Origin of the sequence: Actinomadura sp. 7K507, assembly GCF_004348425.1 — a bacterium.
Lineage (GTDB): Bacteria > Actinomycetota > Actinomycetes > Streptosporangiales > Streptosporangiaceae > Spirillospora.
The window spans coordinates 15,718-37,298 of record NZ_SMKK01000012.1; the positions used below are offsets into that span (position 1 = coordinate 15,718).

General features: G+C 70.6%; 24 protein-coding genes. 6 read left to right on the plus strand and 18 right to left on the minus strand.

Annotated features, from left to right (window positions below; all coding sequences use genetic code 11):
• Nucleotides 1-635: 635 nt before the first annotated feature.
• Nucleotides 636-1,922, minus strand: a complete 1,287-nt coding sequence (gene murA, locus E1285_RS04675; protein ID WP_132148497.1) for a UDP-N-acetylglucosamine 1-carboxyvinyltransferase — start codon at nt 1,920-1,922, stop codon at nt 636-638.
• Between the two features lie 272 nt (nt 1,923-2,194).
• Between murA and E1285_RS04680 the strand changes: the two genes are divergently transcribed.
• A complete protein-coding gene (locus tag E1285_RS04680) occupies nt 2,195-3,238 on the plus strand; it encodes a suppressor of fused domain protein (RefSeq protein WP_132148389.1) in 1,044 nt (347 codons plus the stop codon).
• A 1-nt stretch (nt 3,239) separates the two neighbouring features.
• Here E1285_RS04680 and E1285_RS04685 read toward each other — a convergent pair whose 3' ends face one another.
• Genes E1285_RS04685 through purD form a run of 3 tightly spaced genes read right to left on the minus strand, consistent with a single transcriptional unit; the run spans nt 3,240 to nt 6,665 of the window.
• Nucleotides 3,240-4,022 (minus strand): MOSC N-terminal beta barrel domain-containing protein, encoded by a 783-nt coding sequence (locus E1285_RS04685; protein WP_132148391.1) that lies wholly within the window; start codon nt 4,020-4,022, stop codon nt 3,240-3,242.
• A 28-nt stretch (nt 4,023-4,050) separates the two neighbouring features.
• Nucleotides 4,051-5,361 carry an adenylosuccinate lyase gene (gene purB / locus E1285_RS04690; protein WP_132148393.1) on the minus strand — a complete coding sequence of 437 codons (1,311 nt, stop codon included), beginning with the start codon at nt 5,359-5,361 and terminating at the stop codon, nt 4,051-4,053.
• Nucleotides 5,362-5,411: 50 nt separating this feature from the next.
• The gene (gene purD, locus E1285_RS04695; RefSeq protein ID WP_132148395.1) at nt 5,412-6,665 is read right to left on the minus strand and encodes a phosphoribosylamine--glycine ligase; all 1,254 of its coding nucleotides are present in this window, start codon (nt 6,663-6,665) and stop codon (nt 5,412-5,414) included.
• Between the two features lie 333 nt (nt 6,666-6,998).
• Between purD and E1285_RS04700 the strand changes: the two genes are divergently transcribed.
• A complete protein-coding gene (locus E1285_RS04700) occupies nt 6,999-8,084 on the plus strand; it encodes a magnesium and cobalt transport protein CorA (RefSeq protein WP_132148397.1) in 1,086 nt (361 codons plus the stop codon).
• Between the two features lie 3 nt (nt 8,085-8,087).
• On the opposite strand, the gene E1285_RS04705 is transcribed toward E1285_RS04700, so the two are convergent.
• From E1285_RS04705 to E1285_RS04720, 4 genes are all read right to left on the minus strand, one after another.
• Nucleotides 8,088-8,882, minus strand: coding sequence for an alpha/beta hydrolase (locus E1285_RS04705; protein ID WP_132148399.1), 795 nt, complete (start codon nt 8,880-8,882; stop codon nt 8,088-8,090).
• Between the two features lie 37 nt (nt 8,883-8,919).
• Nucleotides 8,920-9,759, minus strand: a complete 840-nt coding sequence (locus tag E1285_RS04710; RefSeq protein ID WP_132148401.1) for a glycerophosphodiester phosphodiesterase family protein — start codon at nt 9,757-9,759, stop codon at nt 8,920-8,922.
• 2 nt (nt 9,760-9,761) lie between these two features.
• Complete coding sequence (locus E1285_RS04715) at nt 9,762-11,045, minus strand: adenylosuccinate synthase (protein ID WP_132148403.1); 1,284 nt, start codon at nt 11,043-11,045, stop codon at nt 9,762-9,764.
• Nucleotides 11,046-11,166: 121 nt separating this feature from the next.
• Nucleotides 11,167-12,261, minus strand: a complete 1,095-nt coding sequence (locus E1285_RS04720) for a helix-turn-helix transcriptional regulator (protein WP_132148405.1) — start codon at nt 12,259-12,261, stop codon at nt 11,167-11,169.
• A 121-nt stretch (nt 12,262-12,382) separates the two neighbouring features.
• Here E1285_RS04720 and E1285_RS04725 point away from each other — a divergent pair, with 121 nt between their 5' ends.
• Nucleotides 12,383-13,813: an FAD/NAD(P)-binding protein gene (locus E1285_RS04725; RefSeq protein ID WP_132148407.1), complete on the plus strand. Its 1,431-nt coding sequence runs from the start codon at nt 12,383-12,385 to the stop codon at nt 13,811-13,813.
• On the opposite strand, the gene E1285_RS04730 is transcribed toward E1285_RS04725, so the two are convergent.
• Genes E1285_RS04730 through E1285_RS04740 form a run of 3 tightly spaced genes read right to left on the minus strand, consistent with a single transcriptional unit; the run spans nt 13,800 to nt 14,858 of the window.
• Nucleotides 13,800-14,222, minus strand: coding sequence for a DUF3151 domain-containing protein (locus E1285_RS04730; RefSeq protein WP_207946398.1), 423 nt, complete (start codon nt 14,220-14,222; stop codon nt 13,800-13,802). The genes E1285_RS04725 and E1285_RS04730 overlap by 14 nt on opposite strands.
• Nucleotides 14,223-14,247: 25 nt before the next feature.
• On the minus strand, nt 14,248-14,460 hold the full coding sequence (locus E1285_RS04735; RefSeq protein ID WP_132148411.1) for a hypothetical protein: 213 nt from the start codon (nt 14,458-14,460) through the stop codon (nt 14,248-14,250).
• A gap of 5 nt (nt 14,461-14,465) precedes the next feature.
• Entirely contained in the window at nt 14,466-14,858 is a 393-nt protein-coding gene (locus E1285_RS04740) for an ATP-binding protein (RefSeq protein WP_132148413.1), read from the minus strand.
• A gap of 153 nt (nt 14,859-15,011) precedes the next feature.
• Between E1285_RS04740 and E1285_RS04745 the strand changes: the two genes are divergently transcribed.
• Together E1285_RS04745 and E1285_RS04750 are read left to right on the plus strand one after the other, a co-directional pair.
• Nucleotides 15,012-15,827 (plus strand): Scr1 family TA system antitoxin-like transcriptional regulator, encoded by an 816-nt coding sequence (locus E1285_RS04745; RefSeq protein ID WP_165966457.1) that lies wholly within the window; start codon nt 15,012-15,014, stop codon nt 15,825-15,827.
• Complete coding sequence (locus E1285_RS04750) at nt 15,815-16,003, plus strand: DUF397 domain-containing protein (protein WP_132148417.1); 189 nt, start codon at nt 15,815-15,817, stop codon at nt 16,001-16,003. Before E1285_RS04745 ends, E1285_RS04750 begins: the two co-directional genes overlap by 13 nt.
• A gap of 184 nt (nt 16,004-16,187) precedes the next feature.
• On the opposite strand, the gene E1285_RS04755 is transcribed toward E1285_RS04750, so the two are convergent.
• Both E1285_RS04755 and E1285_RS04760 read right to left on the minus strand, forming a co-directional pair.
• Nucleotides 16,188-17,153 carry an alpha/beta fold hydrolase gene (locus E1285_RS04755; RefSeq protein ID WP_132148419.1) on the minus strand — a complete coding sequence of 322 codons (966 nt, stop codon included), beginning with the start codon at nt 17,151-17,153 and terminating at the stop codon, nt 16,188-16,190.
• A gap of 128 nt (nt 17,154-17,281) precedes the next feature.
• Entirely contained in the window at nt 17,282-17,905 is a 624-nt protein-coding gene (locus E1285_RS04760) for a TetR/AcrR family transcriptional regulator (RefSeq protein WP_132148421.1), read from the minus strand.
• 107 nt (nt 17,906-18,012) lie between these two features.
• Between E1285_RS04760 and E1285_RS04765 the strand changes: the two genes are divergently transcribed.
• The gene (locus E1285_RS04765) at nt 18,013-18,627 is read left to right on the plus strand and encodes an isoprenylcysteine carboxylmethyltransferase family protein (RefSeq protein WP_132148423.1); all 615 of its coding nucleotides are present in this window, start codon (nt 18,013-18,015) and stop codon (nt 18,625-18,627) included.
• Here E1285_RS04765 and E1285_RS45325 read toward each other — a convergent pair.
• The 5 genes from E1285_RS45325 to fbaA form a co-directional block, all read right to left on the minus strand.
• A complete protein-coding gene (locus E1285_RS45325; protein WP_165966458.1) occupies nt 18,614-18,751 on the minus strand; it encodes a hypothetical protein in 138 nt (45 codons plus the stop codon). The two genes, E1285_RS04765 and E1285_RS45325, sit on opposite strands and share 14 nt — an antisense overlap.
• A gap of 75 nt (nt 18,752-18,826) precedes the next feature.
• Nucleotides 18,827-19,351: a GNAT family N-acetyltransferase gene (locus E1285_RS04770; protein ID WP_132148425.1), complete on the minus strand. Its 525-nt coding sequence runs from the start codon at nt 19,349-19,351 to the stop codon at nt 18,827-18,829.
• Nucleotides 19,352-19,401: 50 nt separating this feature from the next.
• Nucleotides 19,402-19,947: a dihydrofolate reductase family protein gene (locus E1285_RS04775; protein WP_132148427.1), complete on the minus strand. Its 546-nt coding sequence runs from the start codon at nt 19,945-19,947 to the stop codon at nt 19,402-19,404.
• 86 nt (nt 19,948-20,033) lie between these two features.
• Nucleotides 20,034-20,483: a helix-turn-helix domain-containing protein gene (locus E1285_RS04780; protein ID WP_132148429.1), complete on the minus strand. Its 450-nt coding sequence runs from the start codon at nt 20,481-20,483 to the stop codon at nt 20,034-20,036.
• 75 nt (nt 20,484-20,558) lie between these two features.
• Nucleotides 20,559-21,581: a class II fructose-bisphosphate aldolase gene (gene fbaA / locus E1285_RS04785; RefSeq protein WP_132148431.1), complete on the minus strand. Its 1,023-nt coding sequence runs from the start codon at nt 21,579-21,581 to the stop codon at nt 20,559-20,561.

The window sequence follows — 21,581 nt, forward strand, 5'->3', positions numbered from 1 at the left end:
CGGTCCATCCTCCCGGCGGGGGTCCGACCCCGACCACGCGTTCGCGCACGCTCCGCCCAACGGTTGACTCATGGCTTGTCGCCTCTGCCTTCTGACCCCAGCACCGCAGTTCCCGCCCAGACGCGAAATCGAATCAAGAGTGCGGCGAAAAAGTAACCTACGGGACCCCCTGGACAGTAATTTGTCACCATTCGGCCAGCCTTGATCCTGCATCTTCGGGCGTCCGAAGTTGAAAAACAAGACCCGAAAACACGCGCAGGGGCCTCCCCTGGCGCTGTTGCGCACTGGGAAGACCCCTGTGGTGTCCGTTTGGTTTACCTGCGGGCCGTAACTCGTCCGTCCCGATGCCGTGCCGCCGGGAAAGACGAGTGATCCGGTGTTCGTGGCGCGACACCGCAGCTCAGTGATCTTTTACCGCGTTACGGCCCGGCCCTCGCGGACCGTTCCACGCCTTTATTTCCCAGCTCAGCGGGTTGTCCAGGTCGGCCTGGGAGTCGGACCATGACAGCGGTCCGTAACTGATCGGTAACGCACTGCCCAACCGATTCACGACGCTGCGTTACAGTGCCCGTCAGGCGTCACTCCGGAGTTGGTCAGGACAGGGCCACAATCGGCCGATGCGCCCTCTGGGGCGCCTAGTCGGCCTCGCGGACGATCTCGGCGCCGAGTTGCGACAGGCGCTCGGCCGTGTGCGCGTGACCGCGGTCGAGATAGTAGGCCGAGGTGATCGTCGTCTCGCCCTCGGCCGCCAGGCCGGCCAGCACGAGCGCGCTGCCGCAGCGCAGGTCGTGCGCCTCGACCTCGGCGCCGCGCAGGGCGCGCGGCCCGTTCACCTTCGCGCGGTTGCCGTCCACCTCGATGTCGGCGCCCATCTTGCCGAGCTCGTCGGCCAGCTTGAACCGCCCGTCGAAGATCCGCTCGTAGACGTAGGACGGGCCCTCGGCCAGGCACGACAGCGCCATGATCGGCGACTGCAGGTCGGTGGCGAACCCGGGGTACTCGTCGGTGATGACGTTGATCGGACGCAGCGTCCGCTCGCGGCGCACCTGGAGCACCGCGCCCTGCTGGTGGAACTCCACGCCCATCTGCTCAAGCTTGTCGGCGGCGACGCCGAGGTGCTCGAGGGTGGCGCCGACGAGGCTGAGGTCGCCGCCGGTGATCGCGGCGGCCATCACGAACACGCCGGCGTCGATGCGGTCGGGCATCACGGTGTGCTCGACGGCGGTCAGCTCGTCCACGCCCTCGACGGTGACGAACCCGGTGCCGCCGCCGCCGATCTTGGCGCCCATCGCCTGGAGGATCTTGATGTTGTCCAGGACCTCCGGCTCCAGCGCCGCGTTCTTGATCAACGTGGTGCCCTGCGCCAGCGCCGCAGCCATGATCAGGTTCTCGGTGCCGGTGTGCGACGGGGTGTCGCAGTAGAGCGTTCCGCCGCGCAGGTCGCCGGCCTTGATGTGGATGATGCCGTCGCCGTTGTCGGCCACGTGCTCGGTGACCGTCGCGCCCATCCGCTTGAAGCCGTTGTAGTGGAAGTCCAGGTTGCGGCTGCCGAGGTTGCAGCCGCCGACGCCCTCGATGACCGCCTCGCCGAGGCGGTGCAGCAGCGCCGGGACGAACAGGAACGAGCCGCGGAACCGGGACGCGATCTCGGCCGGCAGGACCGGGTTGTTCAGCGAGGACGCGTCGATCACCAGTGTGCGCTCGGTCTCGTGCAGCTCGGCCTTGGCCCCGATGACCCGCGCGAGCTCCACCGCCCGCCGCACGTCCTCGATGATCGGGACGTTGCGCAGGACGGTCCGTCCCTTGGCGGCCATCAGCGAGGCGCCGATCATCGGCAGGACGGCGTTCTTCGCCCCTTGGACGAAGACGGTGCCGTGCAACTGCCGGCCGCCGCGCACGCGATAGCGAACCTCGTGGCCCATGCTCATGCCGCCTGACTCCTTCGTGAATGCGGGATACGTGCCTGCAAGTGGGAGCACGAGGGCCGAGCGCGCCGAACGGTGTCCCCCTTTGCGCGAACGCGACCCCAGTAAACCACCGGCTCGGGCGTGTGGTGTCCCGCCCGCGCCACGATGGCGTCGGTTCTGCTCGTTGAGACACCCGAACCACTCGGAAGGTTCGCACTCCCACGGGAAATTCCCAAGGTGAGCGTAGGGGCGGCGCGCCGCCGCGTCGGCCTCTATGGTGATCATTCATGGACGAATCACCCGGCTGGGACGCCATCGACAGCGCGCTCCGGCCCCTCTACGGAGACACGAACCCGTTCCACCTCGGAACGATGCTCAAATGGTCGCTCGGCGGCCCTGATCCGATCGACGGGATCAGCGTCTACCCGCGGTCCGAGCCCGTCCCGCACTGGCATTTCGTCACATACGGCATGACCGAGCTGTACACCAAGGAATCCGAGAACCTGGACGAGTCGGGCTGGGGTTTCGAGTTCACGCTCCGTGTCGCCCGGGGCCCGGCGGAGCAGGAGCCGCCGATGTGGGCGCCGAACCTGCTGCAGAACCTCGGCCGGTACGTGTTCAACTCCGGCAACACGTTCGGGCCCGGCCACCACATGAACGCCAACGGGCCGATCAACACCGACCGGGAGGACTCGGAGATCCGCGCGGTGACGTTCGTCACCGACCCGGAGCTCGGGGAGATCTCGACGCCCCACGGCCGGGTCCTGTTCCTCCAGGTCGTCGGGCTCGCGAGCGAGGAGTACGAGGCGCTGCGCCGGTGGAACGCCGACGGCCTGATGCAGGTTCTCGCGCCGCACCTCCCGGTGTTCGTCACCGACATCGACCGCCGCTCGCTGCTGGCCGATCCGCGGATCGCCCGCGCCGTCGAGGAGGGCGCCTCGCAGGAGGGCTCCAGCGGCGGCTTCCTCTACGTGACCAAGGCCGACTGGGTGCGCGGCGCCGGATCGACGACGCTGCGGATCGGCGCGCTGCAGGCCCCGGCGATCGCCGACGCACTCTCGGGCCGCCTCCCGTTCGGGCGCGAGCTGATCCTGCAGACCGACCAGACGAGGCTCACGTTCCTTCCCGGTGACGCGTTCGCCGTCGAGGAGCCGCTTGAGGGCGTCCTGGACGTCCACGTCCCTCTGGCCGCGCTGGACGACCTCAAGGCCGCTATCCGTCCCACCGCCGGGAGCAGCGCCGTACCGTCCCTGCCGGGCCTCACCGTGGAGATCGTCCCGACCGCCATGAAGGACCGCTACGGCAACGAGACCGGCGAGGTCGTCGGCTGATTCAGCGGGCCTCCAGCACCTCGACCGGGTCCCCCGGCCTGAGCGTGCCGAGAGTGCGGGGGACGCAGTTCTGGCCGAACTGGATGCCGCGGTCGCGGGTGCGGTAGGTGGCGAGCGTCCGCAGCGGCTCGCGCCCGCGTTCGGCGGTCCGCTGGTCGGTCGTGGTGATGACGCAGCGGCTGCACGGCTTGACCGTCTCGATGACGGCCTCGCCGATGCGCAGCAGGCGCGCGGAGTCCTCGCCGAACGCGCCGAGGCCCTCGACGACGAGGCTGGGACGGAACCGGTCCATCGGCAGCGGTTCGTCCAGGCGCGCGTTCAGGTCGGCGAGGGACTCGGCGGAGATGAGCAGCAGCGGGTAGCCGTCGGCGAACATCAGCTCACCGCCGCCGCGCGACGTGGACCGGTGGCCGGTGAAGCGCACCAGCCGGCAGTCCTGGTCGAGCAGGGACGAGAACCACGCGGCGGCCTCGTCGCCCTGGTCGACGCCCCGGCATTCCGTCCGGTGGACGACGACGTCCCGGACCTCGCCGTCGCCGTCGGCCTTGTGGACGAGCGCCGGGACGCCCGGAGCGTTCACGGTGAGGATCTCGCCGTCGTAGGACGGGCGCAGCAGCGCCATCTGCGCCAGATCCCGCTGCGACAGGAAGCGGCCCTCGGGAGTGGCCAGCATGAACTCGCGGTCGAACGGCAAGCCCCTGGCGGTGAGTTCGGCGCTGGGCAGCTGGGTTCCGCCGCCGCTCTTGAGGGGGTAGCTGTTCAGCTCGATCAGGGTCGCCGTCAAGGTCCCTCCTGTGGGGCCCGCTCATGATTCATTGGAGTTCGCCCAGGCGGTCGAAGACCGGGCCCAGGCGTTCGACGAAACGCTCGGGACGGCACACTTCATCCAGGCGCGCCTCGTCCAGCGTCAGGGACGCCTCGCTGGCGTGCTTGCGCAGCGTCTCCCGGAACGGCGTGCCGCTCTCCCACGTCTCCATCGCGGCCTTCTGGACGAGCGGGTACGCCTCGTCGTCGCGCGACATCCCGGCCTCGACCAGCTCCAGCAGGACGGTCGAGGTGTAGATGAGGCCGCCGGTCGACTCCAGGTTGGCCAGCATCTGCGCCTCGTCCACGACAAGCCCGGACATGAGGCGGTTCGTCAGGTTCAGCATGTAGTCGAGCGCGATGGACGCGTCCGGCAGCGCGATCCGCTCCGTCGACGAATGCGAGATGTCGCGCTCGTGCCAGAGCGGGATGCCCTCCAGAACCGGGACGATCTGGGCCCGCACGATCCGCGCCATCCCCGCCAGCCGCTCGGAGATGATCGGGTTCTTCTTGTGCGGCATCGCCGACGAGCCCTTCTGGCCCTTGCCGAACGGCTCCCACAGCTCCCGCACCTCGGTCCGCTGCCCGTGCCGGACCTCCAGCGCGACCGCCTCGCACACCGTCGCCATGATGGCCAGGGACGACACCCACTCGGAGATCCCGTCGCGCATGACGACCTGCGTCGAGACGTCCGCGCTGTTCAGCCCGAGCTTGCGCGCGACATGCAGCTCGACGGCCGGGTCGATGTTGGAGTACGTCCCGACCGCGCCGGATATCGCCATCACCCCGACGGCCTCCCGGGCGCGCCGGAGCCGGTCGCGGGAGCGGGCCATGGCGAACGCGAAGTCGGCGACGCGGTGGCCCCACACGTCCGGCTCGCCGTGGATGCCGTGCGTCCGGCCGACCCGCAGCGTCGCCCTGTGCGCCAGAGCGTGGTCGCGCAGCGTCGCGACGAGCGCGTCGGCCTTCTCCAGCAGGATGTCCGTCGCCTCGACGAGCTGCAGCGCCAGCGCGGTGTCGAGCAGGTCGGACGACGTCATGCCGAAGTGGACGTACCGTGCCGCCTCGCGGGGCTCGGTGTTGTCCGCCCACGCCGAGAGAAAGGCGATCACGTCGTGCTGCGTGACCGCCTCGATCTCGTGCACCGCCTCCGGCGTCGGCGGCGGCGCCTTGCGCACCGGCTCCACCACCTCCGGCGGAATCGTGCCGGCCTCGGCGTGGGCCTCGACGACGAGGACCTCCACCTGGCACCACAGCTCGTACTTGTGCGCGTCACTCCAGACGCGCCCCATAGCCGGAAGCGTGTATCGCTCAATCACGGGCCTATTGTCCCAGGCCGCTCGTCCTCACGAGCGCGCAGGGCGTGTGATCAGGCCGAACCTTCAGCGGCCTTGAGAGCGATGTCGGTGCGGTGGTGGGAGGCGCGGAGGGTGATTTTGGAGACGGCCTCGTAGGCGGCGGCGCGGGCGGTGGGCAGGTCTGGGCCTGTGCCGACCACGTTGAGGACGCGTCCGCCGTTCGTGATGAGGCGTCCATCCGCGTCCAGCTTCGTGCCGGCGTGGAGGATGTAGGCGCCGTCGACCTTGGACGCCTCGTCCAGGCCGCTGATCTCGTCGCCCTTCACCGGGGCGGCCGGGTACCCCTCGGCGGCCACCACGACCGTGACGGCGGCGCCCGGATGCCACTCTGGGCGGAACGTGGGATCGAGGCCGCCGATCGCGCAGGCTTGGAGCAGCTTCGCGAGCGGGGTGGCCAGACGGTCGAGGACGACCTGGGTCTCAGGGTCGCCGAAGCGGGCGTTGAACTCCACTACGCGCACGCCCTTGGACGTCAGCGCGACACCCGCGTACAGGACGCCGACGTACGGGATCTGGCGGCGGCGCAGCTCGTCCACGGCGGGCTGGACGACCGTGGACATGACCTCGTTTACCAGATCGGGCGGCGCCCAGGGGAGCGGCGTGTAGGCGCCCATGCCGCCCGTGTTGGGGCCCGCGTCGCCGTCGTACGCGCGCTTGAAGTCCTGCGCGGGCAGCAGCGGAACGGCGTGCTCGCCGTCGGACAGGGCGAACAGGGAGACTTCGGGGCCGTCCAGGAACTCCTCGATCACGACCCGCCCGCAGACGGTGGCGTGCTCGGACGCGGCGGCGCGGTCCTCGGTGACGACGACGCCCTTGCCCGCCGCCAGGCCGTCGTCCTTCACCACGTAGGGCGGGCCGAACGCGTCCAGCGCCTCCTCCGCCTCCGCGGTCGTGTCGCAGATCCGCGCGTCGGCGGTCGGGACCGCCGCCTTCGCCATGACCTCCTTCGCGAACGCCTTGGACGCCTCGATGCGGGCGGCGGCGCGGTCGGGCCCGAAGCACGGGAACCCGGCCCGGCGAAGAGCGTCGCCGACCCCCGCCACCAGGACGGCCTCCGGGCCCACGACCACGAGATCGGCCCGCAGCCGCCCGGCCAGCTCCGTCACCGCCACCGGGTCGGTCGGATCGAGCTGATGGTTGGCCGCGATCTCGGCCGTGCCCGGATTGCCCGGAGCGCAGTGGAGGGCGGTGACGGAAGGGTCGCGGTGCAGGGCGCGGGCGAGCGCATGCTCGCGGCCACCCGATCCAAGGACGAGTACTCGCACGTCACGCGAGCTTACTGGGAGCCGGGGGGATGGACGTCAAGTGGCGGGCATCACGCCGCCGACAGGCGAACATCACCGATGTGGGCGGCGTCCCAAATGTCGACTGGTAGGCTGCCACAGGCTTTGCCGAGGTGTGAAAGGAGGTGGTCGGGATGATTCCTGGTGATCCTTGCAGTTCGCCGGAAAACCCTCACAGTCCGGACAGAACTGTTCGGGCTGACCGACCGTCCGCCTCCATCTGGCGCCCGGCCACCGCATTCGCGCGCTCCCCTCGCTGACCGGCCTGGGTCGAGCGCGCCGCTGCGCGCGTGGCCGGCGGGTTAGGAGCACCCCATGGCCATGACACGAGTCCGGCCCACCCGCGCCCTGTTCAAGCCGCGCGGCCGCCCGACCGGCGTCCAGGCGCCGCACCGCGGCTCCGCCGTGATCGACTGGGCCGCCTACATCGACGGCCACCGCGTCTCCACCGACACCGTCGCCGACGCCGTCCGCCTCATCCGGGACGGCCGCCTCACCATGGACGGCGACAGCGCCGGCTACGTCTGGGTCGGCCTCCACGAGCCGTCCGCCACCGAACTCGCCGAACTCGCCGAGGTCTTCGGCCTGCACCCGCTCGCCGTCGAGGACGCCATCCACGCCCACCAGCGTCCCAAGCTGGAGCGCTACGACGACGTCCACTTCGTCGTCATGAAGACCGTCGGCTACGTCGCCAGCGGCCCCGGCGGCGCCGAGGTCGTCGAGACCGGCGAGATCATGATCTTCTGCGGCCCCGACTTCGTCGTCACCGTCCGGCACGGCACCCACGGCGAGCTCACGCCCGTCCGCCGGGACCTGGAGAAGCAGCCCGAGCGCCTCGCCCTCGGCCCCGCCGCCGTCCTGCACGCGGTCGCCGACCGTGTCGTCGACGGCTACGTCTGCGTCGCGGACGCCGTCATGGAGGACATCGACGAGGTCGAAGAGGCCGTCTTCTCCCCTGAGCGCACCGACGAGTCGCGCCGCATCTACCGGCTCAAGCGCGAGGTCATCCAGCTCAAGCGGGCCGTCGGCCCGCTGGCCGGGCCTCTGCGGAGCCTGTCCGGGCGCCGCTTCGTGCCCACCGAGATCAAGGAGTACCTCCGCGACGTCGAGGACCACCTCACCCGCGTCCGCGAGCAGGTCGAGTCCTACGACGAACTCCTCAATCCCATCCTCCAGGCCCACATGACCCAGGTCACCGTGGCCGACAACAAGGACATGCGGAAGATCTCCTCTTGGGGCGCCATCTTCATGGTTCCCACCGCCATCGCCGGTGTCTACGGCATGAACTTCGACTTCATGCCCGAAACCCAGTGGCGCTACGGCTACCCGCTGATCCTCTGCGTCATCGCCCTGGCCTGCTTCTCCCTCCACAGAGGCTTCCGCCGCAACGGCTGGCTCTGAGCGTCACAGCGTGGCGAGGAAGTCCCGCACGGCGCGGGCGAAGGCCGCGGGATCGTCGTCGTGCGCCCAGTGGCCGCAGCCCGCGAGTTCGCGCAGGACGGTCCCGGGCCGGCGCGCGGCCATCTCCCTGGCCATCGCGGTGGGCAGGACGAAGCTGTCCAGTCCGTGCACGAGCAGGGCCGGGCACGTGGAGCCCAGCCAGTCGGCCCACCAGTCGCCTACGAGGGCCCGCTGCGAGGCCACCATGTCGTCGTGGTCGAAGAGCAGGCCCCAGCCGTCGGGACGTTCGACGGCGCTCTCCAGGAAGTAGCCGGCGTCGGGGATGCCCTGCGCCTCGATGTCACGGCGCAGCGCGCCCAGGGTCGCGGACCGGCGGGGCCAGCCGCTGACGTCCAGCACCGGGTGCGGAACCTCGGGTGGCCGGTTGTAGGCGCCGCCCTCCTCCACGACCAGGGCCCGGACGAGTTCCGGATGGCGGGCGGCCAGCCGGAACGCGACGACCCCGCCCATCGAATGGCCGAGCACCACTACCGGGCCTAGCTCGAGCCCGCGCAGGAACTCGGCGGCGTCGGCCACGTAGGCGTCCGGGCCGTAGTCGTCGGCCCGGTCGCTGCGGCCGTGGCCTCGCTGCTCCAGCGCGATCATCCGGTGGCCGGGCGCGAGCGCGGCGGCGAGCGGCGCGAAGCACCTGGCGCGGCCGAAGTGCCCGTGCAGCGCCAGGATCGGCGTGGCCCCTTCAGGGCCGCCGTCCAGCCAGGCCAGCCGCAGTCCCCGGACGGACGCGAAATTCTCGATCACCTTTGTCTCCGTTGGACGCGCTCGCCCTCGCTGGTGCCTACACGCCGAGGTAGGAGACCTCGCGGAAACGGTCGGGGTAGTCGGTGATGATGGCGTCGGCGCCGTACTTGATGAAGCGGGCCATCTCTTCGGCGGTGTTGACCGTCCAGACGGCGACCTTGAGGCCCTGGGCGTGGGCGCGTTCCACCAGTTCGGGTGTGGTCAGGGGGTGCTCGGGTGACAGGAAGCCGGCACCGATCGTCGCGGCGGCGGACACCGGGTCGTCCGGCGGGAGGCCGGCGAGCCAGGGGGTGTCCGGGACGAGCGTCTTGCGCTCGACCAGGGCCACGCGGGGGAACTCCGGATAGCTGCGGCGGGCCTCGGCCAGGACGCGCCAGTCGAAGGCCAGCAGACGCGACCGGCCGTTCACGCCGGCGGACGTCAGGATGTCCACCACGGCGGCCGTGAGGCGTCGCACGTCCTCGATCGGCCACGTGGGGTCGGTCTTGAGCTCCACGGCGAGTGTGACGCCCGTGGGGGCCAGCTGGGCGCACGCCTCGGCGAGGGTCGGGATGCGGGTGCCCGGGACGGCCGTCTGGGTGAACGCCTCATGGCACCGGACGCCCGCGTCGATCGTGCGGAGCTGATCGAACGTCAGATCCCGGATCCGCTTGCCGACGTAAGGGAACGCGGGATCGTCGGGCAGGGCGGGGACGGTGTCGGCCAGGTTCACCGGAGAGAGCGCCTGGTCGTGGTTGAGGACGACCACCCCGTCGGCGGACATGCCCACGTCGAGTTCGATCGCGTCCACACCCAGTTCGAGGGCGTGGGCGAAGCCGGGGAGGGTGTTCTCCGGGCGGAGGCCGCGCGCTCCCCGATGACCGTGGACTTCCACCATCGTCAGACCAGCGAGCGGAGGGACAGCGTCTGGTCGCGCCCGGGGCCGACGCCGATCGCGGAGATCTGGCAGCCGGACATCTCCTCCAGGGCGCGGACGTACGCCTGCGCGTTCCCGGGGAGGTCGTCGAACGTCTTGGCGCCGGTGATGTCCTCCTGCCAGCCGTCCAGGTACTCCAGGATGGGCTTGGCGTGGTGGAACTCCGTCTGAGTCGTGGGAAGCTCCTCCACGCGCTCACCGTCGATCTCGTAGGCGACGCACACCGGGACGCGCTCCAGCCCGGACAGGACGTCCAGCTTCGTCAGGAAGTAGTCGGTGACGCCGTTGACGCGGGTGGCGTAGCGGGCGATGACGGCGTCGAACCAGCCGCAGCGCCGGTCGCGTCCCGTGGTCACCCCGTACTCGCCGCCGGTCTTGCGCAGGTACTCGCCCTCCTCGCCCAGCAGCTCGGTGGGGAACGGCCCGGACCCGACCCGCGTCGTGTAGGCCTTGATGATGCCGATCACGCGGTTGATCTTCGTGGGCCCGACGCCGGAGCCCGCGCACGCGCCGCCCGCCGTCGGGCTGGACGACGTCACGAACGGGTAGGTGCCGTGGTCGATGTCCAGCAGCGTGCCCTGGGCGCCCTCCAGGAGGACGACCTTGTCGTCCTCCAGGGCCTTGTTCAGGACGAGCGCGGTGTCGGCGACGAACGGCCGCAGACCCTCCCCGTACTCCAGGTACTCCTGGACGATCGGCCCCGTGTCGATGCGCCGCCGGTTGTAGACCTTGGTGAGGACCTGGTTCTTCTCGCGCAGCGCCAGATCGAGCTTCTGCGTGAGGATGTTCGGGTCGAACAGGTCCTGGACGCGGATGCCCATCCGGTTGATCTTGTCGGCGTAGGCGGGGCCGATGCCGCGCCCGGTGGTGCCGATCCGGGCCTTGCCGAGGTACCGCTCGGTCACCTTGTCGAGGGCCCGGTGGTGCGGCATGATCAGGTGCGCGTTCCCCGAGATCAGCAGGCGTTCGCACCCGATGCCGCGGTCCCGCAGGCCGTCGATCTCCCCGAGCAGCACGGCCGGGTCGATCACCACGCCGTTGCCGATCACGGGCACGACGTCGGGCGACAGCACCCCGGACGGCAGCAGGTGGAGCGCGTAGCTCTTGTCGCCGATGACCACGGTGTGGCCCGCGTTGTTGCCGCCCTGGTAGCGGACGACGTAGTCGACGTCCCCGCCGAGCAGGTCTGTGGCCTTGCCCTTGCCCTCGTCTCCCCACTGCGCTCCGACAAGAACGATGGCAGGCATGCCACTTTTCCTTCCCACGACGAAGGCCCCGGTCGCCGCAAGTAGCGATGGGGCCTCTTGCGATCAAAGCCTACCTGCCCGGAGGCGGCAAGGAAACCGGGAGCCGGGCCCCGTCCGCTGGTCAGGGGCCGGTGCGGCGCGGCCAGTGGTTCTCCGCGAACAGCCGCGCGACGAGTCCGCCCCGGCTGGAGACGCGCGTCTTGCCGAACACGGTCTTGAGATGGTCGCGGACGGTGTGTGGGGAGATGACCAGTTCGGCTGCGATGTCGCCGGTGGACAGCCCCCGGGCGACGAGCTGGGTGATCTCCAGCTCGCGGGCGGACAGCCCGTACGCCTCAGCGATGATCGGCGCCATGTCGGAACCGGCGGCCGGCTGGATGACCATCGCCGTCGGCCCCGGTGCGCCGTCCGGGCCGTGCAGGCACGAGGCGTGGCAGACCAGCCACTGGCCGTCCGTGGTCCGGATCCGCAGCCGCGCGGCGCCGCGGTCGCGTTCGGCGGCGACGGCCCGCGCCTGCGCGGCCGCGCCGATCAGCCAGATCGGCAGCGTCGGCCCGGCGGCGGACGGGCTGGACGGGCCCTCCGGTAGCCGGTCCAGGTAGCCGCGTGCCTCGTCGTTGACGGAGACCGCCGCGCCGGACGGGTCGAACAGCACCAGCCCGGGACCGCCCGGCACCGCCGTCCCGGGACGCGGCGTGGGCCGGGTCAGGACGCGCAGCCGGTCGGCCAGCGGCGCCGACAGGCCCGCGATCAAGGAGATCTCGGAAGGCCCGAACGGCTCGCGGCCCTTCTCGCGGAACAGGCTGACCACCGCCCACGGCCGGCCTCCTGCCCGGAACACGGCTCTCAGCTCGTCGCCGACTCCCTGGCGGCTGAGAAGCTTGCGGTACTGCGCGCTGCGCGCGGGCAGGTCGTCGGTGCTGGCGCGCAGCCCCGCGGCGGGGACGGCCGCGCGAGCCAACTCCCGGAACGGGATGACGTCCTCCTCCAGGAGAGCGCACTCCCAGTAGGTGAAGCAGTCCTCGCGGCGGCCGAGCTCCTCCACCCGCATCGGCGCGGTGATCAGCCCGGTGCCAGGGTCGGTCGCCGACCAGGCCGCGCCCTGGAAACCGATCATCCGGCGGAGCCGTGCGGACGCGCCCGCGAACAGCTCGGCCGCGTCGCGTGCGCGTTCGGCGCCGTCGAGGAGGGCCCGCCGCTCGCGCTGATCGATCATCCGTCCAGTCTGCCCCTGGGCCGGGACCGTCCGAACCCCCTCAGATGGGGGGTCGGGGCCCGGCGGGGTCCCCGAACCGGCGGGATGGGGCCGGACGAACCGCGCGGCGAGGCTCGACGCCATGGACATCGCGATCATCGGGGCGGGAGCCGCGGCCGTCGGGCTGCTGGACGCCCTCGCCCCCGAGGCAGTGGACTCCGTGACCGTGCTCGAGCCCGCGCCGCTACCGTGGCGCGGCCGCCCCTACCAGCCCGACCTGGATTCCGTGCTCGTCAACGTCCCTCCGGAGATCATGTCGATCCGGTTCGGCGACCGCGCCCATTACGCGCGCTGGCTGGAGCGGCACGCGCCCGGCGCCTACCGGGACGAGCGGCTCGGACAGCCGATCCCGCCGCGCGCCGTTTACGGGAGGTACCTGGAGGACACGGCGGAGGAGGCCCTCGCCCGATTCGGCCGCGCCCAGGTCGTCCGGGCGGCCGTGACGGACGTATCGCCGGGCGAGCGCCTGACCGTGCGGACCGTGGACGGGCGACGGTACGCCGCCGACCGGATCGCGCTCTGCGTGGGCGGCGGCACCCCCCTCGACCACTACGGCCTCACGGGCGCGCCGGGCTTCGTGGCCGATCCGTACCCGCTCGAACGGACCCTCGCAGAGATCCCGCCCGGACGGCACGTGGCGGTCGTCGGGGCGGGCCTGACCGCCGTCGACATCGTGGTGTCCCTGGCCGCACGCGGGCACACCGGCGGGATCAGCCTGGTGTCGCGGAGCGGGACGCTCCCGTACGTCTGGCAGCGTCCCGTCGAGACCGCCGTCCGCCACCTGACGCCCGCAGGGGTGGGGTCGCTGCGTGGGCCGGTGACGCTGGACCGCCTGATCGGCCTGATCCGCACGGAGCTCGCGGAGCACGGAGAGGACTGGGACGAGCTCGCCGCCCGGATCGCCGCGACCGCGGAGGCGGACCCCGTCACGAACCTGCGCGAGCAACTCGGCATGGTGGACACGCCCCTGCTCGGCCGCCGGATCATCCAGGAGGCCGCGCACACCGCCGGCCCGGTCGCCTGGCGGCTCCTCCCCGAAGCCGACCGGGCGCGGCTCCGCTCCGGCCATTTCCGCACGATCACCGGCCTGGCCTCACCGATGGTGCCCCACAACGCCGCGGCCCTCCTCGACCTGTTCGACGCCGGAGGGCTGCGGATATTCCCGGGCATCGAGAAGATCGAGGCCGCCCGCGGCTTCCGGATCAAGCACGCCGCGGGCACGCACACCGCCGACGTCGTGATCAACGCGGTCAACCCGCCGCCGCACGCGATCCCGAGCGCCGCCGGGTCGCTCGTCTCGTCCCTGCTCGGCCAAGGCGCGACGCGGCACCCGCACGGCGGACTCGCCGCCGACCCCGACACCGGCCGCCTCCTGGTCGGCGGACGGCCTGACCCGTGCCTGTACGTGGTCGGCGACCTCGCGGGCGGCGGGCCGTTCCTCACCTCGGGCATCCCCGGCGTGGCCGCCCAGGCGCACCGGACGGCCCGGTCGCTCGGCGCTACTCCCCGTTGAGGGTCTCGGCGGCGGTGGGGCTGCTGTCGCGGAGGAACGTCTTGCAACGCTCGGCTTCGTCGTCCTCGCCGATGGCGGCGGCGGCGCGGCCGAGGGCGTGAAGGGCGCGCAGGAAGCCGCGGTTGGCCTCGTGCTCCCACGGGACGGGACCGTGGCCCTTCCAGCCGGCGCGGCGGAGGTGGTCGAGGCCGCGGTGGTAGCCGGTGCGGGCGAAGGCATAGGAGTCGATGACGCTGCCCGCCATGAAAGCGCGGTCGGCCAGCTCGGCCCACGCGCCGGGGTAGTCGGGGTGGCGCGCGGCGACTTCGAACGGGTCGACGCCGTTCTCCAGGGCCGTGCGGGCCTCGGTGTTGTCCGGCAGTTCGGTCGGAGGAGGGCCGCCGAGCAGGTTCTGGGTCATGCGAGCCATCGTAAGCAGCCATGTCGCATCCGCATCAACCCGGGTCGCGCCCGGCGGACCTGCGCTCCTTGAGCAGGCAGGCGGCCCGCCGCGCGCCCTGGGGGTCGGCCGCCGCGAGCACGTCGAGCAGCCCGTCCACGGACGAGGCCGAGACCGTCGCCCTCCACAGCCCGCGCTCGTCCCGCGTGATCGACCACTGCGGGAAGAGGTGCTGAAGCAGCAGCATCGCGACAGGCTCGTCCCTCATGCCCGTCAATGCAGCTTGGCCCACGTCGCCTTGCCGCCCTCGTCGAGAGGACGGACGCCCCACCCGCTCACCAGCTCGGCCAAGAGCGCCAGCCCACGTCCGGACGTGGCGGCGTAGTTCTCCGGCCCGATCACCGGCCGCCCCTCCCCGTCGTCCTGCACCTCCACGACCACCCGCCCGTCGTGCTCGTCCCGGAACACCCGCACGACGATCGGGCCCTCCCCGTGCCTGAAGCTGTTGGTGACCAGCTCGCAGACCACGAGCCGCCCCACGTAGTCGTCGGCGATACCCCACTCGGCGAACAGCTCGGAGAGGAACCTCCGCGCCAGCCGGGGCGCCTGGTCGGTGGGGTCGAGGACGAGCGTCGGGGTCTCCGGAGCGAGGGCCGGAGGGAACATAAGGATCACCTCGGGGAACTCTGCGATTGCCTGAAGCCGAGAGTCCCCTGCGGGATGATTCCGGATGAGGTAAAACGCATGGTCGCGGGCATCATTGCGACTCTGCGTTCACCATCGTTCATCGTTCGGTCATCGTCGGTCGGAGGAGACGACATGCCGCAACCCCCCAAGCGCCTGACCCCCTCGCGCGGCCCCCTGGACCTGTTCGGGTCGGAGGTGCGGCGCTACCGGCAGATGACGGGCCTGTCGCTGGCCCAACTCGCTGACCAGATCCCGTTCGCCGCGTCCACGATCGGCGACATCGAACGAGGCGAGTCGGGCTGCGACCGCGTGTTCGCCGAGGAATGCGATCGAGTCCTGGACACCCGCGACGCCCTCGCCCACCTCCACGACGGCCTCTTCGACGGCCGCTCCGCCGCGTTCCCGGAGTTCTTCGCGGGGTGGCCCGACTACGAAACCCAGGCCGAAACCCTGCGGGCCTATCAGCCGCTCGTGGTCGACGGCCTGCTCCAGACGCCGGGCTATGCCGAAGTACTCCTGTACGGCGACGAGCAAGCCGTACAGGGCCGGATGGACCGGCAGGTCGTTCTCACCAGGAATGAACCGTCGCCACCGAGGCTGATCTACCTACTCCCGGAACGGGTACTGCGCTCACGGGTCGGTACCGCCGAGGTGATGTACGAACAGCTTCACCGGCTTGCCGACGCCGTGTCGCCGCGCCTGTCCGTCCAGGTGATTCCGGACGGCGCTCCCCATCCGGGCAACTCGGGAGCGTTCGTCCTCGCGACCCTGCCCGGAGACTCGCGGATCGCCTACACTTCGTCCGAGCCGCGCGGCAGGATTCTGGATGGGCGGTCCGACCTCGAACGACTGCACGAGCGGTTCGCGGACATCGCCACATACGCGCTTCCGGCCGAGCTGTCGGCGGTGCTGATCAGGGAGATCGCAGACGAACTATGGAAGCCATGACCCCCCGCCTCGCATGGCGTAAGAGCACCTACAGCAGCTCGCAGGGAGACCACTGCATCGAACTGGCCGAGCTGGGCAAGGCTGTTGGCATCCGTGACAGCAAGGACCCGGACGGCCCGAAGCTGGTCGTCGGTCGGGCTGCCTTCCGTGCATTGGTGGCGGACCTGAAGCGCTGACTCGGTTTCCGCATGACTACCGTGGAATCGGGCTGAAGGCACCCAAGCCGCCGGGGCCCGGTGCCCAGGACTCGTCCCGCACGATGAGCCGCGGGTGACGGCCGAGCAGGTCGACGAGGACGGTTTCGCGGTGGTGCTGATCCGCCACGGGCAGGGCCCCTGCAGACCGGCCGAACACGAATGATCAGGGCGAGTCTTCCGCAGCGGCCAGCCACTGGCCGACCGCCGTGACGTAGCCGCCGGACGCTTCCAGCGGCAGAAGATGCCCGGCCGTCGCGAATACGCACCGTTCCCAGTCGGGTCGGCGTCTGGCCAGTTCGTCGATCGTGCTTTGGGGGATGAGGGGGTCCTGGTCACCCCAGAGCAGCAGCGCGGGCGCGCTCATGTCGGCGATCGCCTGGTGGATGGGCCGCTGGTCGATGAACAAGGCCGATATCACCGAGGCGAAGGCGGTGACGGCATCCCCGAGCCGCTGCGGTTGCGCGCTGCGCACTTCGGCGCTCAGCAGTGCGGTCATTTCCGGTGACAACCACGACAGGTCGCCACCGGCGGACGTGCCACCCGGCCGGTCGCCCGACTCGGTGACCATTTTCAACTTGAGGTCGAGCAGGCGTCGACCGGTCAGGCGCAGCACTGCCCGCGCGGCCGGAGGCCCGATTGCCAGGCCCAGCCTGCCCGCGGTGCGCCAGAACAGCACCTCGTCGGCGGGCAGCGGACCGGGCAGTGCGGGAGCCGCGAGCACGACCCGTCCGACCCGTTCGGGGGCCGAACCGGCGAACAGCACCGCCACCAGCGCACCCATGGACCAACCATGGACGACCGCGTCCTGGACGCCCAGCCGGGCGGCGAAGGCTCTCAGGAAGCGTGCGTTCGGCGCGGCCTTGGCCGCCCGAGGGTGGGGCGAGACGGTGTGGCCGAACAACGTTCCCGGCAGATCGGGGGCGACGACCGGCCCGAGCGTCCTCAGCGGCGCGATGAGGTCCAGCAACATCGACGCGCTGCCCGCCATCGGGTGGATCAGCAGATGGGTGGGCCCCGCCTGGCCGGCGTCGGTGCTCAGATAGTGCACGCTGGTTCCGCAGACGTCGATCTCCTGGCTGCGGATCCCGGCCCACCGCGGGGACAGCACCCCCCAGTCGGCCTGGCGCATACTTCCTCCTCCACTTCGTTGATGAGCAGGAGCCCGCGCCAGGCCAACGTCCCACGAACCGTCCGACGATGCACCCGGTACTTCTTGGCCAACGCCCGCACCAGGTGCTCCCGGGCAGCCGCAGCGTCTCACCCCTGCCCCATGGTCAGGTAGCGGGTGAGCATGTTGACGAGTTCGTTTTCGAAGCGGTCGGAGTCCTCGGGGGGTCCGTTGACGTAGACGCGGTGGACGAGGGACTCGATGGTGTTCACCACCAGGCGGGCGGCCATGGGGATGTCGGTGACGGTGACCTCGGGGTCGGCGGTGAGCAGTGCGGTCGCGGCGGTGATGGCGTTCTGCTCGGCGGTGTGCAGGAACTCCAGCAGCTCGGGCGGGCGGGGCGCCTGCTCGAACAGGACGCGGTGCAAGGCCGGGTCGTCGCGATGGTTGTCGGCGGCGGCGCGGACGAACAGCCGGATCTTGCCTTCGAGGGACTCCGGCAGGGGGACGCCGTCCATGTGTTGCTGGACGGCGGCGATCCCCTCGCGGGCGTGCGCGGTGGCCAGCTCGACCAGGATGGCGTCCTTGTTCGGGAAGTACTGGTAGAGCGAGCCGATCGAGTGACCGGCGGCCTCGGCGATGCGGTTGGTGGTGCCCGCGGCGTACCCGTACTCGGAGAAAACGCGAGCAGCCGCCGCCAGCAGCCGCTCCCGGGTGTCGAGCGCCCGCTGCTGTCCTGGCTGCTTCCTGGGCCGCAGCCTCTTGTCCGCCACCGTCACGACCTCCGGAAAAGCGAGTAGCCAGCAAGCCGAGCAATTGCTCACAATTGTGGCAAGCCAGGCCTGGCCGTCAACCTCGTCCCCCTTCTCTGGAGGTACTCGTGGCCGTCTTCGCACTGGCGATCTGGGTGGTCTGGGCTCTGCTGGCCTTCGGGCTGCGCGGCTGGATCCAATGGCGTCGCACCGGCGATGCGGGTTTTCGCGGCATCGGATGGGCGCCTGGCGCCGTGCACTGGTGGGCAGGCGTCCTGGTCGTGGCCGGTTTCGTGCTCGGCGCCGCGGGACCGATGGCGGCCCTCGCGGGCATGGAGGCCGTCACCGTCCTGGACCACGCCTTCGTACGGGGCGGCGGGGCCGTGGTCGCGCTCGGCGGTGCGGCCGGCACGGTGGCGGCGCAGCTGTCGATGGGCGCGTCCTGGCGGGTCGGCGTCGACGAGGCCGAACGCACCGAACTGGTCACGGCCGGAGTGTTCGCGCTGGCCCGGAACCCGATCTTCACCGCGATGATCGTCACGGTCGCGGGCCTGACCGCGATGGTGCCCAACCCGGTGGCGCTGGGCGGCCTGGCCGTGACGGTCGTGGCGATCGAGCTGCAGGTCCGCGCCGTCGAGGAGCCGTACCTGCGACGCGTCCACGGCGACGCCTACGCACGGTACGCCGCGACCGTCGGCCGATTCCTCCCCGGCATCGGCCGCCACGACCTCAGCCACAGCTGAACCGCAGCGCCGCCGCCGCCCCACCAGGGTCGCTGACCGGGCCGATCTCAAGCTCGAACCAGTGGGTGCTCATCAATCCCTCCTTCTCCTGGCGTGCGGTCGCCTTGGCGTCGTGCTGCCGCATCCGCCTCCGGATCTTCGCAGATCATCCGGCAGTGCCTCGGTGAATGCGAGGACCAGGTCGGCGCCGTCGCTGGCCTCAGCGGATGGGCGCACTGGTGAGTGGTAGGTGGAAGTGGGCGGCGTTGCCATCGCGGGTCGGGTGGGCGGTGGGCCAGCCGTGGTGGATGAAGTGGAGCGCCGGCCGGTTGGTGAGGACGACGTCCGCGTCGAACTCGGTGATGCCGCGGCGTTCCGCGAGTCGGGCCAGGTAGGTCACCAGGACGGAGCCCAGGCCGCGGCGCTGCCAGGGGTCGGTGATCAGGAGGGCCAAGTCGGCGCACCAGGGCCGCTTCCTGTTGCGGATGTACTCGGCGGTCCCGATGACCTCGTCGCCGTCCAGGGCCACCAGGGCGTCGCGGTCCCAGTGGTCCACGTTGTCGAGCAGGCCGAGGTAGTGGTCGGGGATGCGGGGCGTGCCGGAGAAGAAGCGCGTGTAGAGGCTTGCGGAGGAGAGCTGCTCCGACATCCGGTGGACGCGGTCGCGGTCGGTGATCCCGTACGGGCGGATACGGACGTCGTCCAGGTCAATGTGGGCGGCGGTGCGCACATCGAGTTGCTTCATGAAACTTATTGGATCGCAGAAAGTTGCGTGAAGCAACCCGAGGGCGACGTCTACTTCGCCGCCGGGGCGTAGGAGAGGTGGACGACGCCGTTGGCGTAGACGTCGTGGGTCTGCAGGGCCAGCCGGGTCTCGTCCTCGCGCCAGAGCCGGTCGCCCTTGCCGAGTGCGACCGGGAAGACGAACAGGTGCAGCTCGTCGATCAGGCCGTCGGCGAGCAGCCCGCGCACCAGCCGCCCGCTGCCGGAGATGTAGATCTTGCCGTCGTGCTCGTCCTTGAGCTCGCGGATCGCGTCGGCGTCGTAGGCGCCGAGCGCGGTGGTGTTCGCCCATTCCTCGACGAGGGGCTGAGCGCCGACGACGTACTTCCGCGTCTCGTTGAAGAACGGAGCGCCCGGGTCGTCCTCGGGGGTGCGGTCGCGCCAGGCCGGCGCGAACATCTCGTACGTCGTCCGTCCCAGCAGGATCGCGGTCGCGTCGCCGGTGAGCGCGCCGATGGTCTCGCCCATCTGCGGGTCGAAGCCGTAGTCGAAGGTCCAGCTCGGGTCCTCGAAAACGCCGTCGAGGGAGATGAACTCGTGTACTGCGATGGTGGCCATGTCGATAACTCCTTTGCCAGGTGTTGCCGCAACTGCGATACCCCTACTGACCGGTGCCGACGGGGAAAGTCATCGCGCGTTGCGGGTCAGGTGCCTGGGCCGGGGCGGGGTTCCACGTCGGACGGGCCGAGCGGGGTGCCGCAGGCGGAGCACGTGAAGTGGGGAGTCAGGGTGCCGTCGCAGCCCAGGTGGGCGATGATCAGGGGTGGGCCTTCGGGGGCATAGTGGCGGTCGCCCCACATCAGGAGGGTCATCATCGCGGGCCACAGTTCGACGCCCTTGCGGGTGAGGCGGTACTCGTACCGCTCCGGGCGCTCCTGGTACGGGACGCGGCGCATGATGCCCTCGTCGCACAGCCGGTTGAGCCGGTCCGTGAGGACGTTGCGGGCCACGCCCAGAGCGTCCTGGAAGTCGTCGAAGCGCCGGATGCCCTCGAACGCGCTGCGTATCACCAGCAGCGTCCAGCGATCGCCGATGACCTCCAGTGAGCGGGCGATCGAGCAGTTCTGCGACTCGTAGGTGCGGGGCAGTGCCACAGGGTCGAGCCTACCCGGGTTTCGTCAGGCAACGCGGAGGCCGGGCGGCCGGAGACCGCCCGGCCCGTGCCGGCGTTACTTGAGCTTCTGGCCCGCGGACTGGAGGCTCTCGCACGCCTCGACGATGCGGGTGGCCATGGCGGTCTCGGCCGCCTTGCCCCACGAGCGCGGGTCGTACTGCTTCTTGTTGCCGACCTCGCCGTCGACCTTCAGCACGCCGTCGTAGTTGCGGAACATGTGCTCGGCGACCGGGCGGGTGAACGCGTACTGCGTGTCGGTGTCGATGTTCATCTTGATGACGCCGTACGACACCGCCTCCCGGATCTCCTCCAGCGTGGAGCCCGAGCCGCCGTGGAACACCAGGTCGAACGGCTTGTCCTTGCCGTGCTTTGCGCCGACCGCGTCCTGGATGTCCTTGAGCACCTCGGGACGCAGCTTGACCGAGCCCGGCTTGTAGACGCCGTGCACGTTCCCGAACGTCGCCGCGAGGATGTAGCGGCCCTTCTCGCCCACGCCGACGGCCTCGGCGGTCGCGAGCGCGTCACCCGGCGTCGTGTAGAGCTTCTCGTTGATCTCGTTGGCGACGCCGTCCTCCTCGCCGCCGACGACGCCGATCTCCATCTCCATGATGATCCGCGCCTTGGCGCACTGGTCCAGGAGCTCTTCGGCGATGCGCAGGTTCTCGTGCAGTTCGACCGCCGACCCGTCCCACATGTGGGACTGGAACAGCGGCTCCTCGCCGCGCGCCACCCGCTCCTGCGAGATCTTGATGAGCGGACGCATGAAGCCGTCCAGCTTGTCCTTCGGGCAGTGGTCGGTGTGCAGGGCGATGTTCACCGGGTACTTGGCGGCGACGACCCGGGCGTACTCCGCGAGGGCGGTCGAGCCGATGACCATGTCCTTGACCGTGGAGCCGGACAGGTACTCGGCGCCTCCGGTGGACACCTGCACGATCCCGTCGCTCTCGGCCTCCGCGAAACCTCGCAGCGCGGCGTTCAGCGTCTGGCTGGACGTCACGTTGATCGCGGGGAAGGCGAAGCCGCTCTGCTTCGCGCGGTCGAGCATCTCCGCGTAGACCTCGGGCGTTGCGATGGGCAT